Origin of the sequence: Chromobacterium sp. ASV23 (assembly GCF_016428945.1) — a bacterium.
Lineage (GTDB): Bacteria > Pseudomonadota > Gammaproteobacteria > Burkholderiales > Chromobacteriaceae > Chromobacterium > Chromobacterium sinusclupearum.
The window spans coordinates 1-14,992 of record NZ_JAELTR010000020.1 but is presented as its reverse complement, the minus strand read 5'-3'; the positions used below and the strand labels follow the sequence as shown (position 1 = coordinate 14,992).

Annotated in this window: 10 protein-coding genes; 7 read left to right on the top strand and 3 right to left on the bottom strand. The window is 63.7% G+C overall.

Features of this window, described 5'->3' with window-relative positions:
* Position 1 precedes the first annotated feature (1 nt).
* Positions 2–1,057, top strand: coding sequence for a nitronate monooxygenase family protein (locus tag JHD59_RS10320; protein ID WP_199154163.1), 1,056 nt, complete (start codon positions 2–4; stop codon positions 1,055–1,057).
* Positions 1,058–1,064: 7 nt separating this feature from the next.
* Here the strand turns inward: JHD59_RS10320 and JHD59_RS10315 are convergent, their stop codons facing one another.
* Entirely contained in the window at positions 1,065–2,000 is a 936-nt protein-coding gene (locus JHD59_RS10315; RefSeq protein WP_199154162.1) for an isoaspartyl peptidase/L-asparaginase family protein, read from the bottom strand.
* Between the two features lie 67 nt (positions 2,001–2,067).
* On the opposite strand from JHD59_RS10315, the gene JHD59_RS10310 reads away from it, so the two are divergent.
* The 4 genes from JHD59_RS10310 to JHD59_RS10295 all read left to right on the top strand — a co-directional run bounded on the left by JHD59_RS10310 (position 2,068) and on the right by JHD59_RS10295 (position 5,159).
* Positions 2,068–2,469 carry an NUDIX domain-containing protein gene (locus JHD59_RS10310; protein WP_199154161.1) on the top strand — a complete coding sequence of 134 codons (402 nt, stop codon included), beginning with the start codon at positions 2,068–2,070 and terminating at the stop codon, positions 2,467–2,469.
* A gap of 35 nt (positions 2,470–2,504) precedes the next feature.
* Positions 2,505–3,296, top strand: coding sequence for a ferredoxin--NADP reductase (locus JHD59_RS10305; protein WP_103316738.1), 792 nt, complete (start codon positions 2,505–2,507; stop codon positions 3,294–3,296).
* Between the two features lie 74 nt (positions 3,297–3,370).
* Positions 3,371–4,000, top strand: a complete 630-nt coding sequence (locus JHD59_RS10300) for a LysE family translocator (RefSeq protein WP_199154160.1) — start codon at positions 3,371–3,373, stop codon at positions 3,998–4,000.
* Between the two features lie 235 nt (positions 4,001–4,235).
* A complete protein-coding gene (locus JHD59_RS10295; protein WP_199154159.1) occupies positions 4,236–5,159 on the top strand; it encodes a sensor domain-containing diguanylate cyclase in 924 nt (307 codons plus the stop codon).
* Positions 5,160–5,232: 73 nt separating this feature from the next.
* Here the strand turns inward: JHD59_RS10295 and JHD59_RS10290 are convergent, their stop codons facing one another.
* Positions 5,233–7,491, bottom strand: coding sequence for an arginine/lysine/ornithine decarboxylase (locus tag JHD59_RS10290; RefSeq protein WP_103316742.1), 2,259 nt, complete (start codon positions 7,489–7,491; stop codon positions 5,233–5,235).
* 380 nt (positions 7,492–7,871) lie between these two features.
* The gene (locus JHD59_RS10285) at positions 7,872–9,386 is read right to left on the bottom strand and encodes a phosphatidylserine/phosphatidylglycerophosphate/cardiolipin synthase family protein (RefSeq protein WP_199154158.1); all 1,515 of its coding nucleotides are present in this window, start codon (positions 9,384–9,386) and stop codon (positions 7,872–7,874) included.
* Positions 9,387–9,669: 283 nt separating this feature from the next.
* On the opposite strand from JHD59_RS10285, the gene gltB reads away from it, so the two are divergent.
* Both gltB and JHD59_RS10275 read left to right on the top strand, forming a co-directional pair.
* Positions 9,670–14,118 (top strand): glutamate synthase large subunit, encoded by a 4,449-nt coding sequence (gltB, locus tag JHD59_RS10280; protein ID WP_199154157.1) that lies wholly within the window; start codon positions 9,670–9,672, stop codon positions 14,116–14,118.
* A 61-nt stretch (positions 14,119–14,179) separates the two neighbouring features.
* A partial coding sequence (locus tag JHD59_RS10275) for an NAD(P)-binding protein (RefSeq protein WP_304491423.1) occupies positions 14,180–14,992 on the top strand: 813 nt, incomplete at its 3' end.

Below are 14,992 nucleotides of genomic sequence, written 5' to 3'. Positions count from 1 at the left end.
CATGCCACCAGTCTTGTGGCAACGATTGCAGCTGAAATTGCCGGTGATACAGGCACCTATGGCCGGCGGCGCGACCACGCCGCAACTGGTGTCCGCCGTCTGCGAGGCCGGCGGCCTGGGTTTTCTGGCCGCCGCGATGCTGTCGCCGGAGCAAATCCGGCAGGAGACGGCGCGCATCCGGGCGCGCACGTGCCAGCCGTTCGGCATCAATCTGTTCATACAGAACGATCCTGCGCCGGGCGTGGCGGAACTGGAGGCGGCGCTTGGCTTGTTGCGGCCGTGGCACGCCGAACTGGGCCTGGCCGCGCCGACGGCGCCTGAGCGCTTCTGCCAGCCGTTCGAGGCGCAATGGCTGGCGCTGCTGGAGGCGCGCCCGGCTGTGGCCAGTTTTACGTTCGGCATCCTGACGCCGGAACAGGTGGGCGCGCTGAAGGCCGAAAACATCCTGGTGATCGGCACCGCGACCAATCTGGCCGAGGGCCTGGCCTGGGCGGAAGCGGGCGCCGACGCGGTATGCGCCCAGGGACGCGAGGCCGGCGGCCATCGCGGCACTTTCATCGGCGAGCAGCAGCAGTCGCTGCGGCCCATGCTGTCCTTGGTGTACGAGCTGGCGCAGAATCTGCCGCTGCCGGTCATCGCCGCCGGCGGCATCATGAACGGGCGGGAGATCGCCGCGGCGATGCGGCACGGCGCGCAGGCCTGCCAGCTGGGCACCGCCTTTCTGCGTTGCCCCGAGTCCGGCATCTCGGCCACCTGGAAGCAGGCCCTGGCGCAGGCCAAGGCCGGCGACACCTGCTTGACCCGCGCTTTTTCCGGCCGCTATGCGCGCGGCCTCTCCAACCGTTACATCGAAGCCATGGCGCGTTGTCAGGAACAGCTGCCTGCCTATCCCGTCATGAATGCCCTGACCGGACCCATGCGCGCCGCGGCGGCCCAGGCCAGCCGCAGCGACTTGATGTCGCTATGGGCCGGGGAGGGCGTGGCCGAGGCGCGGGAATTGCCGGTAGCCGAACTGATGGCGCAGCTGCAGGCGGAGTGGCAGGCGGCTTATCGCTAACCAGCCCCTAGTCCTCGTCGTTATAGATGGCGATCAGCCGCCGGCCTTCGCCGTCGATCGCCGCGCGGTACATGCCTTCGCAATTGAAGGGCAGGGCTACCCGGCCCCAGCGGTCCACCGCCACCACGCCGCCGCTGCCGCCCATCTTCAGCAATTGTCCGTGCACGACGGCATCGCAGGCGCTTGCCAGCGTTTCGTCGAGGTAGCGGATGCGGGCGGAGATTTCGTGGCCGACCGCCGCTCGGACAAAGTATTCGCCATGGCCGGTGCCGGACACTGCGCAATGGCTGTCGGCCCAGGTGCCGGCGCCGATCACCGGCGTGTCGCCGATGCGGCCCGGCCATTTGGCGGTTCGCCCGCCGGTGGAGGTGGCTGCAGCCAGCCGTCCTTGTTCATCCAAAGCCACGGCGCCGACTGTGCCGTGCTTGCGGTCTTCCGGGATGTCAGCGTCGCCGCCGCCCTGTTCCAGCCTTTCCTTTTCCAGCTGCAGAGCCTGCCAGCGCTTCTCCGTATGGAAGTAGGCCGGCGGCTGCATGGGCTGGCCGATGCGGCGGGCGAAATCCTCGGCCGCCGCAAAGCCGAGCGTCACGTGCGGCGTGCGCTCCATCACCGCGCGGGCCAGCAGCACCGGATTCTGCACCTGGGAGAGCCCGGTGACGCTGCCGGCATCCTGGCTGCCGCCATCCATCACCGCCGCTTCCATTTCCTGCTTGCCGTCCAGCGTGAAAACCGAGCCGCAGCCGGCGTTGAATAGCGGATCGTCTTCCAGCGCGCAGACGCAGGCGCATACCGCGTCCAGCGCGCTGCCGCCGGCCAGCAGCACCGCATGGCCGGCATCCAGCGCGCGTTCCAAGCCTTTCCGGTAAGCCTTTTCCAGCGCGGCGCTCATGTCTTGGCGGCGCAGCGTGCCGGCGCCGCCATGCAGGGCCAGGGCGATGGTCATGGGTCAGTCCTTTTCGTGATGAACGGATCACTGAATAGAATGAGGCTTTTTGGCGGAGAGAACCAGCATGCTTAACGATGTTGCTAGCAGTGCACTGATCCTGTTGCACGATGGACAAGACTATTGGTGGCAGCGCCGCGCCTTCGATGATGACAGCTATCCATCCTGCCTCGATTTTGCCGCAGGTGGCAGCATTGAATCTGGAGAGACTCCGCGGGCGGCGGCTTTGCGAGAGCTGGAAGAGGAACTCGGCATCAGTGGTCTGGCGCTTGAGGCCTTGGGCACAGTACAACTCGATGGAGAGTGCTGCGTGCTGTTCCGCGGCGCCTTGCCGGCATGCTGGCGCCTGGGGAGTGAGGTGGCGGAGTTGCTGCCGATGTCGCTGGAAGCCTTGCGCGCCTTGCCTCCCGCGCAACGGCATCCACAGTTGAATGCCTGGCTTGGCAAGGATGGTGGCTCGGGTTCATAATTGTTGAGTAAATTACTCGACAATAGGATTTCGTGATGAATGCCGCCCTGGAAGCCGAGATTCAACAAAAGTACACCACCGAAACCATCACTGAAATGCGGCGTTGGACCGACAAGCTGATCAGCTTCCGGCTGACGCGTCCTGAGGCGTTTCGCTTCAGCGCCGGCCAGTTTGCCCGGCTGGGGCTGCCGCTGGAGGGCGGCGGCCAGGTGTGGCGCGCCTATTCCATGTGTTCGGCCGAATACGACGAGTTTCTGGATTTTTACTCCATCGTGGTGCCGGATGGGCAATTCAGCTCGCGCTTGGCCATGCTGCAGCCGGGCGATCAGGTGATGCTCGACAAGCGGGCGATGGGGTTCTTCCAGGTGGACAGGCTGCCGGGTGGGCAAGATCTATGGTTGTTGGCCACCGGCACGGGCATCGCGCCCTACTTGTCCATTTTGCAGCAGCCGGAGGTCTGGGGGCGTTTCGAGCGCATCGTGCTGGCGCACTGCGTGCGCGAGGCGGCGGAGCTGTCGTTCCAGCAGGAAATCGCCGCGCTGCGATCCCATCCGCTGTGGCAGGAACATGGCCATAAATTGCAGTATCTGCCAGTGGTGACGCGCGCCGCGCCGGCCGGCATGCTGAATCAGCGCATCCCGGCCTTGCTGGAGAGCGGCGAGCTGGCGGCGCGCGCCGGACTGACGATGGCGCCCGAGCATAGCCGCTTCATGCTCTGCGGCAACCCCAAGATGGTGGAAGACACGCATCGCCAGCTGATGAAGATGGGCTACCGCATGACGCGGCAGAACGCGCCGGGGCATATCGTGCTGGAGAATGGCTGGTAGTCGTCATGCTAACAGTATGGCGTTTGCGGCGAGGGTGTTACGATGCAGGCTTGCTTAATTGATGGTGTTGACCGATGCCTGCCTTGTCTACCCTGATGCTGTTCTCGCTGGCCTGCCTCGCGTTGGCGGCCACGCCCGGTCCCGACATGTTGCTGATTGCCAGCCGCAGCGCCAGCCAGGGGCTGCGCGCTGGTTTCGCCACGCTGTTCGGCATCCAGGTCGGGACTTACTGCCATGCGCTGCTGGCGGCGCTGGGACTGGCTCAATTGTTCGTGCTGGTGCCGATGGCCTATGACGCGGTGCGCATCGCCGGGGCCGTTTATCTGCTGTATCTGGCTTGGACCACTTTGAAGAGCGACGGCGTGCTGCGCTCGCCGTCGGCCTCATCGGCAGGCCAGTCTATGCGCCGTATCGCGCTGCAGGGGCTGACCACCAATCTGCTCAATCCCAAGATGGCCTTGTTTGTGCTGGCGCTGTTTCCGCAGTTCATCGAGCCGCAAGCCGGGCCGGTGGCGCTGCAGATCATGCTGCTGGCCACGCTGCTGAATGGGGTGGCTTTTTGCGTCAATGCGCTGGTGATCGTGGCCAGCAGCCGCATGGGCAAGGCCTTGTCCGGCGGGGGCGTCGGGCGTTGGCCGCAGTATCTGCTGGCTACCGTGTTCGGCGGTTTGGCTGTGCGTTTGCTGGCGGCTTCGCGGCAATAAGAACCTGTTTACGCTCTGCTGCGCGTCGGCGATACCGCGTTGAAAAAGTCTTCGGAATGCTCATGTACCATCTGTACATTCCGCTTCCTCAGCCGTTTTTGCCTTGTCTCGCCCTAGCTCGCGAGATCGTAAACAGGTTCTAAGCGCCCGCCGGCGTTTCGGCTATGGTTAGGGCAGGGTCTGCTTCCGGCGAGGACAGGCTTGCTGTCCCGCAAACTTTCAGGAGCGGTAAACCATGGCCGATGTCGGTGGCGATATGGAGATTGCCAGTCGTTTGCTGTCCTTGGAGCAGGACAGCGAGTTGTTGATCGCGCTGTTCAATCCGCACGACGTGCTGTGCTATGCCAACGCGGCGTTCTGCGGCACCTTTGGCGTTGAGGCGGACGAGCGGATCAGTTGGGAGCAATTGATGCGTCGCGGCCATGAGCGTGGGCATGGCAGCTGTATCCGAACCGACGACATCGATGCCTGGATCGCTTCCGCCCGCTCGCGGCGCGGCAAGCAGCCGTTCCGGACTTTTGAGGCCGATTTGACCGACGGCCGCTGGATCTGGGTGACGGAAACGCTGCAGGCCGACGGCTGGCTGCTCTGCGTCTGCTCCGATATTTCCAGCTTGCGGGCGGACGAGCGCGAGCTGCGGATCGCGCGCGATGCGGCGCAACGGGCGGCGTTGACGGATCCGCTGACGGGCATCAGCAATCGTGCCCACATCATGGGCCAGCTGGAGCGGCTGTTGCGCCAGCCACGGGCGGCGGAGTCTCCCGCTTGCGTGGTGGGGATACTGGACCTCGATCATTTCAAACGGATCAACGACCGTTACGGCCACTTGGCGGGCGACACGGTGCTGCGCGATTTTGTGCGGCGGGTGCAGCCCATGCTTGAGCCCAAGGACGGCTTGGGACGGCTTGGCGGCGAGGAATTCCTGCTGTTGATGCCCGACCGGGCATTGCGCGAGGCGGAACTGATGGTGACGGCGATCCTGGCTGCGGTGGCGGAATCGCGGCCGCTGGCGGAGCCGGCTGATTTTGCCTATACCTGCTCCGCCGGCCTGACTCTGTTGCGCGCCGGCGATGATACCGCGCAGGCCCTGGGGCGGGCGGATGATGCCTTGTATCGGGCCAAGGAGGCCGGGCGCAACCGGCTGGCGACCAAGCTATAGCGTTTTGCACTGGGCTAAGGCTTGGGAAATGGAAAAGGCGGGAGCAGTGCTCCCGCCTTTGTCATGACCGCGCTTACTGTTTGACGCAGTCCACGCAGTAGACCTTGCGGTCCTGCACCTCAACCGCCACCAGGCCGTGGACATCGGTTTCGAAACCCGGCAGTTCGCGGTTGAAGGCCTGGGCAAAGCGCAGGTAGTCGACGATGGTCTTGTTGAAGCGTTCGCCCGGGATCAGCAGCGGGATGCCCGGCGGGTACGGGGTCAGCAGCACCGCGGTGACGCGGCCTTCCAGCTGGTCCACCGGCACGCGCTCGATCTCGCGGTGCGCCATCATGGCGAAGGCGTCGGCCGGGCGCATCGCCGGCTCCATGTCGGACAGGTAGATGTCGGTGGTCAGGCGCGCCACGTCGTGCTTGCTGTACAGGCTGTGGATGCGCTGGCACAGCTCGCGCAGGCCCACTCGCTCGTACTGCGGGTATTTGGCAACGAATTCCGGCATCACGCGCCACATCGGCTGGTTCTTGTCGAAATCGTCCTTGAACTGCTGCAGCAGCGAGATCAGCGTGTTCCAGCGGCCCTTGGTGATGCCGATGGTGAACATGATGAAGAAGCTGTACAGGCCGGTTTTTTCCACCACCACGCCGTGTTCGGTCAGGTACTTGGTGACGATGGCGGCCGGAATGCCCATCTCTTCGAAGCTGCCGTCCACGTCCAGGCCCGGCGTCAGCACGGTGGCCTTGATCGGATCCAGCATGTTGAAGCCTTCTTCGATGCCGGCGAAGCCGTGCCAACGCTCGTCCGGGCGCAGCGTCCAGTCGGTCTGGTCGCAGATGCCGTCGTCGGACAGGTCGTCCGGTCCCCACACGCTGAACCACCAGTCGCGGCCGTATTCCTCATCCACCTTGCGCATGGCGCGGCGGAATTCCATCGCCTCCACCAAGGACTCTTCCACCAGCGACTGGCCGCCCGGCTGCTCCATCATGGCCGCCGCCACGTCGCAGCTGGCGATGATCGAGTATTGCGGGCTGGTCGAGGTGTGCATCAGGTAAGCCTCGTTGAACCAGGCGGTGTCCAGCTGGCGGTTCTGCGGGTCCTGCACCAGAATCTGCGAAGCCTGGCTGATGCCGGCCAGCAGCTTGTGGGTGGACTGGGTGGAGAACACCAGGCTGTCTTCGCAGCGCGGACGGCCCTCGCCGATGGCGTGGAAATCGCGGTAGAAGTCGTGGAAGCTGGCGTGCGGCAACCAGGCTTCATCGAAGTGCAGCGTGTCCACTTCGCCGTCCAGCAGGCCCTTGATCTCTTCTACGTTGTACAGGATGCCATCGTAGGTGGACTGGGTCAGGGTCAGGATGCGCGGCTTGCGGTTGGGGTGCTTCTCCAGCGCTTCGCGGGCAAACGGGTTGGCCAGGATCTTCTTCTTGATGGTGTCCGGCTGGAATTCAGACTTCGGAATCGGGCCGATGATGCCGTAGTGGTTGCGCGTCGGCATCAGGAACACCGGGATGGCGCCGGTCATGATGATGGCGTGCAGGTTGGATTTGTGGCAGTTGCGGTCCACCAGCACGATGTCGCCGGCGGCGACGCAGCTGTGCCAGACGATCTTGTTCGAGGTCGAGGTGCCGTTGGTAACGAAGAACAGGTGGTCGGCGTTGAAGATGCGGGCGGCGTTGCGCTCGGACGCCGCCACCGGGCCGGTGTGGTCCAGCAGCTGGCCCAGCTCGTCCACCGCGTTGCACACGTCGGCACGCAGCATGTTTTCGCCGAAGAACTGGTGGAACATCTGGCCCACCGGGCTCTTCAGGAAGGCCACTCCGCCGGAGTGGCCGGGGCAGTGCCAGGAATAGGAGCCGTCGTAGGCGTAGTCCACCAGTGCGCGGAAGAACGGCGGCGCCAGATTGTCCAGATAGCTCTTGGCCTCGCGGATGATGTGGCGGGCGACGAACTCCGGGGTGTCCTCGTGCATGTGGATGAAGCCATGCAGCTCGCGCAGGATGTCATTCGGGATGTGGCGCGCGGTGCGGGTTTCGCCGTACAGATAGACCGGGATGTCCGGGTTGCGGCGGCGGATCTCGGCGACGAAGCCGTACAGATTGCCCAGCGCCTGCTGCGCCGAATCCTCGGTCTGGAATTCCTCGTCGTCTATCGACAGGATGAAGCCGGCGGCGCGGCTCTGCTGCTGGGCGAAGGAAGTCAGATCGCCGTAGCTGGTGTAGCCGATCACGCTCATGCCTTCCGCCTCCATGGCGGCGGCCAGTTCGCGGATGCCGGAACCGCTGGTGTTTTCCGAGCGGAAATCCTCGTCGATGATCACGATGGGGAAGTGAAAACGCATACCTGAGTCCTTGTTGCTGTTAACTCGGACATGACGGCGGGGCCGGAAGATCACCGGCGGCGGCGCCATGTCGCTCGGTGCGCGTGGGGCGCAGATCTGTACGCACGGGCAGAAGAACGAGTCTTCGCCGCCGCCCTGGAGGCTGGCCTTGAGGCGCGAATAAAACGGGTCGCTTTGCGCCGCGGTCCGTACCTGGCGACCCATGGTCGCTTCACGTCAGCCGGCCTGGAGAACATCCCAAGAAAGCGCGAATTGTAGACCTTTTGTCTGGCATGTTGTGGTGCGATGCGGCACGCGCGGCAAAAAAAACGCGATGCGCGCCAGGCCTAGGTTTGGCATGGTTGGCGTAGTGTGGCGCGGAGGCGGCTAAGCGTATGTTTTTATTGAATGTCAGGCGGCGGCGTTTCGTCTTGCCGCACGTCTGGCAATGCCTGGCGCAACTGTTGTTTTTTTCTCCGTTTGGCCCGGTACAGGCTGACGGAGCGGGCGACGATGGACAGGCCGGCGCTGGCCAGCAGCAGGGTCAGCGGCGCGGCCACTAGCCAGGGAAAATAGCCCACGGCCAGGGCCAGCAGGCACAGCGCGACGCCTATGCTGAGAAAGGCCGGCGCTTCGCTGCTTTCCACGCTGCGGCTGCCGTGCACTACGGCGCCCAGCATATCGCCCAGGCGGGCGGCCTGGCGCGCGGCGGCGCTGGCGCCGCTCAGCGCCATTTCCTTGGGCGAGCCGCGGCGGCGTTTTTCCCGCCGCACCGGCGTCGGTACCGGGCGGTTGCGCTGCTGCTTCAGCACGATCTCGGTGGCGTGTTCCAGATCCTGCAGGAAGCGTTCGGCCAGTTGCGCGGCCAGGGTGGCGTCTTCCAGCGCGATGTCCAGCTCGCGGTTGACCAGCCAGCTGGACAGATTCAGGTTGGTGGAGCCGATGCGCGCCCAGCGGCCATCGGCGACCGCCGTCTTGGCGTGGATCATCGGACCGTCCCATTCGAACACCCGCACGCCGGCTTCCAGCAGCGGCCGGTACTGAGTGCGCGAGACGGTGCCTATCCAGCGGATGTCGCTGGAACGCGGCACCAGCAGCCGCACATCTACGCCATCCAGCGCCGCCTGTTTGAGCGCGGACAGATACAGGCTGGTGGCCATGAAGTAGGCATCGGTCAGCCATAGCGTATGGCGGGCGAAACTGGCCACCAATAGATCCAGCCGCATCATGCGCGCGGTGGAAGGCGTGGTGGCGATCAGCCGCGCCGCCGTCTCGCCGCAAGGTTCGGTGTGGACCGCTTGCAGCCAGCGCGCGTCAAGCGGCGCGCCGCAGCTGGCCCAGCTGTCGGCAAAGGCGGCCAAGGCCTGCGCCAGCAAGGGGCCGCGCAGCGCGAGTCCGGTGTCGCGCCACGGCGCCAGGCCCTTCTCCGGCTTGCCTTGCCAGCTGGCGCTGATGCACAGGCCGGCCACAAACAGCTCCTTCCGGTCGACGATGATCATCTTGCGATGGTTGCGGCCGAGCATGCTGAGCCCGCCGCCCAGGCTGGGCGGATGATAGGCGCGCACTTCGGCGCCGGCCTCGATCAAGGGTGTGAAAAAGCTGGATAGATGGGCCCGCCAACTGCCTAGCCAGTCATAGAGCAGGCAAACTTGGATGCCAGATTTGGCTTTATCGATAAGGATATCGCGGATTTTCACGCCAAATTGGTCATTGGCGAAAATATACATTTCTATAAAGACAGAATCCTGGCTGGCTGCGAGGGCGTTTTCCCAGGCCGGGAAATTCTGCGCGCTGTCGTATAGCAATTTCACCTGATTTCCTGCCGTCAGCGGCGCGCCAGCAGAACGCGACAAGGCCTGTTCCGCCAGCTGGCGGACGAATTGCAGGGTTTGCTGCGACTGATCGTCTCGGTTCATGATTATTTTGAATGTTGTCTGACAAAATACAAAATATCTCGCAAATTGCGGGTTTGTATCGATTTCACGCTGCGAAAACCTGTCGTTTTTTTGAAAATTTTTGTCTCAAAAAATCAAAAAAAGCGCACGATTCAAGTAGCGGAATTACATATCAAAAACAAGACATTGTGCATCAACTGATTGAAATCAAATGATTGTTGCGCCGCGATAAGCCGGCTTGCGGCTGGCGCGATCTTGCCCGTAGAATCGAACACATCACTACAAAGTATAAATGGGCAGAGAAATGGACAGACAGCGCCGACTGCAGGGCACATTGTATAAACCGGAATTCGAACAGGACAGCTGCGGCTTTGGCCTGATCGCCCAGCTGGACGACAAGCCCAGCCATTGGCTGGTGGCGACCGCCATCTCCTCGCTGGCTAAACTGACGCACCGCGGCGCAGTGGCGGCGGATGGCAAGTCGGGCGATGGCTGTGGCCTGTTGTTCAAGAAACCGGACGGCTTTTTGCGCGAAGTGGCGGCGGAAGCCGGCATCGCGCTGAAGTCAGTGTACGCCGCCGGTCTGGTATTTCACCACTCTGATCGGGCGATAGGCGAGCGCAGCCTCGCGCGCCTGCGCGAGCATCTGGAGGCGCAGCAGCTGGAAGTGGCCGGTTTCCGTACCGTGCCGGTCGATACTGCGGCCTGCGGCGAAACCGCCTTGGCGTCCTTGCCCGCCATCTCCCAGGTGTTTGTGAACTGTCCGTTCGGCATGGACGAGCTGGCCTTCCAGCGCCGCCTGTACATGGGCCGTCGTCAGGCGGAAAAGGCTAATAAGGAAGATGATGCCTGTTTCTACCTGCCCACGCTGTCGCCGCACACCATCTCCTATAAAGGCTTGGTGACGCCCGAGAACCTGCCGCGCTTTTTCCTGGACCTGGCCGATCCGCGTTTCGAGTCCAGCCTGGCGGTATTCCACCAGCGCTTCTCCACCAATACCTGGCCGCAATGGAAGCTGGCCCAGCCTTTCCGCTTCCTCGCCCACAACGGCGAGATCAACACGGTGCAAGGCAACCGCAACTGGGCGCGCGCGCGCGAGCGCATCATGGCCTCGCCGCACCTCGATATGGATGCGGTACGACCCATCGTGCAGACCGACGGTTCGGACTCGATGAGCCTGGACAATATGCTGGAAGGCCTGCTGATGGGCGGCATTCCCTTGTTCCGCGCGCTGCGCCTCTTGGTGCCGCCAGCCTGGCAGAACGTGGACAGCACCGACAAGGACCTGCGCGCCTTCTACGAATTCAATTCCATGCACATGGAGCCGTGGGACGGCCCGGCCGGCATTGTGCTGACCGACGGCCGCTACGCCGCCTGTATGCTGGACCGCAACGGCTTGCGTCCGGCGCGCTGGGTGCTGACGAAGGACAATATCCTGACCATCGCGTCGGAAGTCGGCGTCTGGGACTACCGCGCCCAGGATGTGGTGAGGAAGGGCCGCGTCAAACCGGGCCAGCTGTTCGGCGCGGACCTGATGAACGGCGAGCTGCTGATGCCGGAAGACATCGACGCCATGCTGAAAAGCGCCAAGCCGTATCGACAGTGGATCAAGGACAGCGCCAAGTATCTGGAGCTGTCGATCGAGGACGATGCCGGCGTGGAGCCGCTGTCCAAGGATGAACTGACGCGGCTGCAGAAGATGTTCAATCTCAGCCGCGAGGAGCGCGACCAGATCCTGCGCGTGCTGGCGGCAGATGGCCAGGAAGCTGTTGGCTCCATGGGTGACGACACGCCGATGGCGGTGCTGAGCCAAAAGGTGCGTTCGCCATTTGATTACCTGCGCCAGCAGTTCGCCCAGGTGACCAACCCGCCTATCGATCCGATCCGCGAAGCGGTGGTGATGTCCTTGAACACCGTGTTCGGCCCCGAGCGCAATATGTTCGAGGAGAGCGCCGAACACGCCAAACGACTGGAAGTGCGCAGCCCGGTGCTCAGCCACGAGAAGTTCACCCGCGTCACCACCCGGCCGGAACCTTACCTGAAGGCTACTAACTTCGATCTGTGCTACGACCCGAGCGAAACCACGCTGCGCGAAGCGATTTCCTGTCTGACCCGGCATGTGGTGGAAGCGGTGCAAGAAGGCACGGTGGTGGTGGTGCTGTCCGATCGCCACGCCACAGGCCAACGCCTGCCCATCCACGCGCTGTTCGCCACCGGCGCGGTGCATCACGCGCTGATCGACGCCGGCCTGCGCTGCAAGACCAATATCGTGGTGGAGACAGCCACCGTGCGCGACGCGCATCAGATGGCCTGCGTGCTGGGTTACGGCGCCACGGCGGTGTACCCGTATCTGGCCTACCAGACCATCATCGATCTGGTGAACAACGGCGACGTGCCGCTGAAGGCCAACGAAGCGCTGCAGCATTACCGCAAGGGCATCAACAAGGGCCTGCTAAAAGTGCTGTCCAAGATGGGCATCTCCACCATCGCCTCGTATCGCGGCGCGCAGCTGTTCGAGGCGGTCGGCATCCATGAGGAAGTGGTGGATCTGTGCCTGAAGGGCACGGTGTCGCGGGTATCCGGCGCCAATTTCGACGATTTCGAATCCGATCAGAAGCAGCTGGCCAAGCTGGCCTTCAATCCGATGCGGCCGATCAACCACGGCGGCCTGCTGAAATATGTGCACGGCGAGGAGTACCACGCCTATAACCCGGACGTGGTGCAGCTGTTGCAAAAGGCGGTGCAGAACGGCGACTACGACGTCTACCTGCAGTACGCCGAAACCGTGAATACCCGCCCGGTGGCCATGCTGCGCGACCTGATGCAGCTGAAGCTGGCCGGCGAGCCGATTCCGCTGGACGAGGTAGAGCCGGTGGCGGCCATCGTCAAGCGCTTCGACTCGGCCGGCATGTCGCTGGGCGCGCTGAGCCCGGAGGCGCATGAGGCGCTGGCCATCGCCATGAACCGCCTGGGCGGCCGCTCCAATTCCGGCGAGGGCGGCGAAGACCCGGCGCGCTACGGCACCGAGAAGATGTCCAAGATCAAACAGGTGGCGTCTGGTCGCTTCGGCGTCACTCCGCATTACCTGGTCAACGCCGAGGTGCTGCAGATCAAGGTGGCGCAGGGCGCCAAGCCGGGCGAGGGCGGCCAGTTGCCCGGCGACAAGGTGTCCGGCCTAATTGCTCGGCTGCGCCACGCCAAGGAGGGCGTCAGCCTGATCTCGCCGCCGCCGCACCACGACATCTACTCCATTGAAGACCTGGCGCAGCTGATCTTCGACCTGAAGCAGGTGAATCCGTCGGCGTTGGTGTCGGTGAAGCTGGTGGCCGAACCCGGCGTCGGCACCGTCGCTGCCGGCGTGGCTAAGGCCTATGCCGACCTGATCACCATCTCCGGCTACGACGGCGGCACCGGCGCCTCGCCGCTGACCTCGGTCAAATACGCCGGCTCGCCGTGGGAGCTGGGCTTGTCCGAGGCGCAACAGGTGCTGCGCGCCAACGGCCTGCGCGGCCGGGTGCGGGTGCAGACCGACGGTGGCCTGAAAACCGGCCTGGACGTGGTCAAGGCTGCCATCCTCGGCGCCGAGAGCTTCGGCTTCGGCACCGGACCGATGGTGGCGCTGGGCTGCAAATACCTGCGCATCTGCCATTTGAACAACTGCGCCACCGGCGTGGCGACGCAGGAAATCAAGCTGCGTTCCAAGTACTTCACCGGCCTGCCGGACATGGTGGTCAACTACTTCCTGTTCATCGCCCGCGAAACCCGCGAGTGGATGGCCAAGCTGGGCGTGCGCTCCATGGAGGAGCTGATCGGCCGCATGGACCTGCTGCAAGTGCTGGAAGGCGAGAGCGAGCGCCAGGCGCGTCTCGATCTGTCCCCGCTGCTGTCGCTGGGCACGGTGCCGGATAGCGAGCCGCGTTACTGCATAGCCGAAAGCAATCCGTCTTTCGACAAGGGCGAACTGGCCGAGCAGATCCTGCAAGACGCCCTGCCGGCCATCCACAACAAGCAGATGCTGGAGCTGTCCTACCCGATCGAAAACACCCATCGCTCCATCGGCGCGCGCCTGTCCGGCGAGATCGCCCGGGTCCATGGCGCGGCTGGTTTGCCGTTTGGCTGCCTGAAGGTCAAGTTCACCGGCAGCGCCGGCCAGAGCTTTGGCGTGTGGAACGCGGCCGGCCTGCATCTGGAACTGGAAGGCGACGCCAACGACTACGTCGGCAAGGGCATGGCTGGCGGCCGGGTCACCATCTATCCGCCCAAGGACGCCGGCTACCCGGCGGGCGAGTCCATCATCATCGGCAATACCTGCCTGTACGGCGCGACCGGCGGCCAGCTGTTTGCCGCCGGCATCGCCGGCGAGCGCTTCGGCGTGCGCAACTCCGGCGCGCTGGCGGTGATCGAGGGCGCGGGCGACCACTGCTGCGAATACATGACCGGTGGCACCGTCATCGTGCTGGGCGAAACCGGCTACAACTTCGGCGCGGGCATGACCGGCGGCTTCGCCTTCGTCTACGACCCGCATGAGAAGTTCGCCTATCGCTACAACAACGAACTGATCGACATTCACCTGATCAACGGCGAGGCGATGGGCATGTACCGCGCCTATCTGCTGGAGAAGATCGCCAAGCACGTTGAACTGACCAGTTCCGAGACGGGCCGCGCCATGCTGCAGAACTTCGACGACTACGTCGACTATTTCTGGCTGGTGAAGCCCAAGGCCGCCAAGCTGGAAAGCTTGCTCAAAGATTAAGCGCCGACTCATATATTTAGGGCGGCGCGCCGCGTCGCCCTCCCTCGCGGGAGAGAAAACCATGTCCGATGTATTCCAGTTCATGAAGCTGTCGCGCAACCCAGGCGACAAAGTTGAAGCCAGCGTTCGCAAAATCGAATTCAAGGAAATCTACCAACCCTTGCATGCAGTGGACGCCGCCGACCAGGCCGGACGCTGCTTGTCCTGCGGCAATCCGTACTGCGAGTGGGAGTGTCCGGTGCACAACTACATTCCCGACTGGTTGAAACTGGTGGAGGAAGGCCGACTGTTCGAGGCGGCCGAGCTGTCGCATCAAACCAACAGCCTGCCCGAAATCTGCGGCCGGGTCTGCCCGCAAGACCGCCTCTGCGAAGGCGCCTGTACCTTGAACCAGGGCGGCTTCGGCGCGGTATCCATCGGCAGCATTGAGAAGTACATTACCGACGAGGCCTTCAAGGCCGGCTGGCGGCCTGACATGTCCAAAGTGGTGTGGACTGGCAAGACCGTAGGCGTGATCGGCGCAGGCCCTGCCGGCCTTGCATGTGCCGATGTGCTGGTGCGCAATGGCGTTAAAGCGGTGGTGTATGACCGCTACGAGGAAATCGGCGGCCTGCTTACCTTTGGTATCCCTGAGTTCAAGCTGGAGAAGAGCGTGATCAAACGCCGCCGCGAAATCTTGGAGGGTATGGGTGTTGAGTTTGTGCTGAATACGGAGATTGGCAAGGATGTTCCGATTGAAACTTTACTGGCCAAGCATGATGCCATTTTCATGGGGATGGGGGCTGTCTCTTATACACATCTCCGAGCCCACGAGACTCAAAAGGGGGGGGGGGGGGGGGGGGGGGGGGGGGGGGGGGGGGGGGGGGGGGGGGGG

Excerpts from the sequence above, each read along its gene's own strand:
- JHD59_RS10320 (WP_199154163.1), top strand. The coding sequence starts at position 2 with ATGCCACCAGTCTTGTGGCAACGATTGCAGCTGAAATTGCCGGTGATA.
- JHD59_RS10315 (WP_199154162.1), bottom strand. The coding sequence starts at position 2,000 with ATGACCATCGCCCTGGCCCTGCATGGCGGCGCCGGCACGCTGCGCCGC.
- JHD59_RS10310 (WP_199154161.1), top strand. The coding sequence starts at position 2,068 with ATGCTTAACGATGTTGCTAGCAGTGCACTGATCCTGTTGCACGATGGA.
- JHD59_RS10305 (WP_103316738.1), top strand. The coding sequence starts at position 2,505 with ATGAATGCCGCCCTGGAAGCCGAGATTCAACAAAAGTACACCACCGAA.
- JHD59_RS10300 (WP_199154160.1), top strand. The coding sequence starts at position 3,371 with ATGCCTGCCTTGTCTACCCTGATGCTGTTCTCGCTGGCCTGCCTCGCG.
- JHD59_RS10295 (WP_199154159.1), top strand. The coding sequence starts at position 4,236 with ATGGCCGATGTCGGTGGCGATATGGAGATTGCCAGTCGTTTGCTGTCC.
- JHD59_RS10290 (WP_103316742.1), bottom strand. The coding sequence starts at position 7,491 with ATGCGTTTTCACTTCCCCATCGTGATCATCGACGAGGATTTCCGCTCG.
- JHD59_RS10285 (WP_199154158.1), bottom strand. The coding sequence starts at position 9,386 with ATGAACCGAGACGATCAGTCGCAGCAAACCCTGCAATTCGTCCGCCAG.
- gltB (WP_199154157.1), top strand. The coding sequence starts at position 9,670 with ATGGACAGACAGCGCCGACTGCAGGGCACATTGTATAAACCGGAATTC.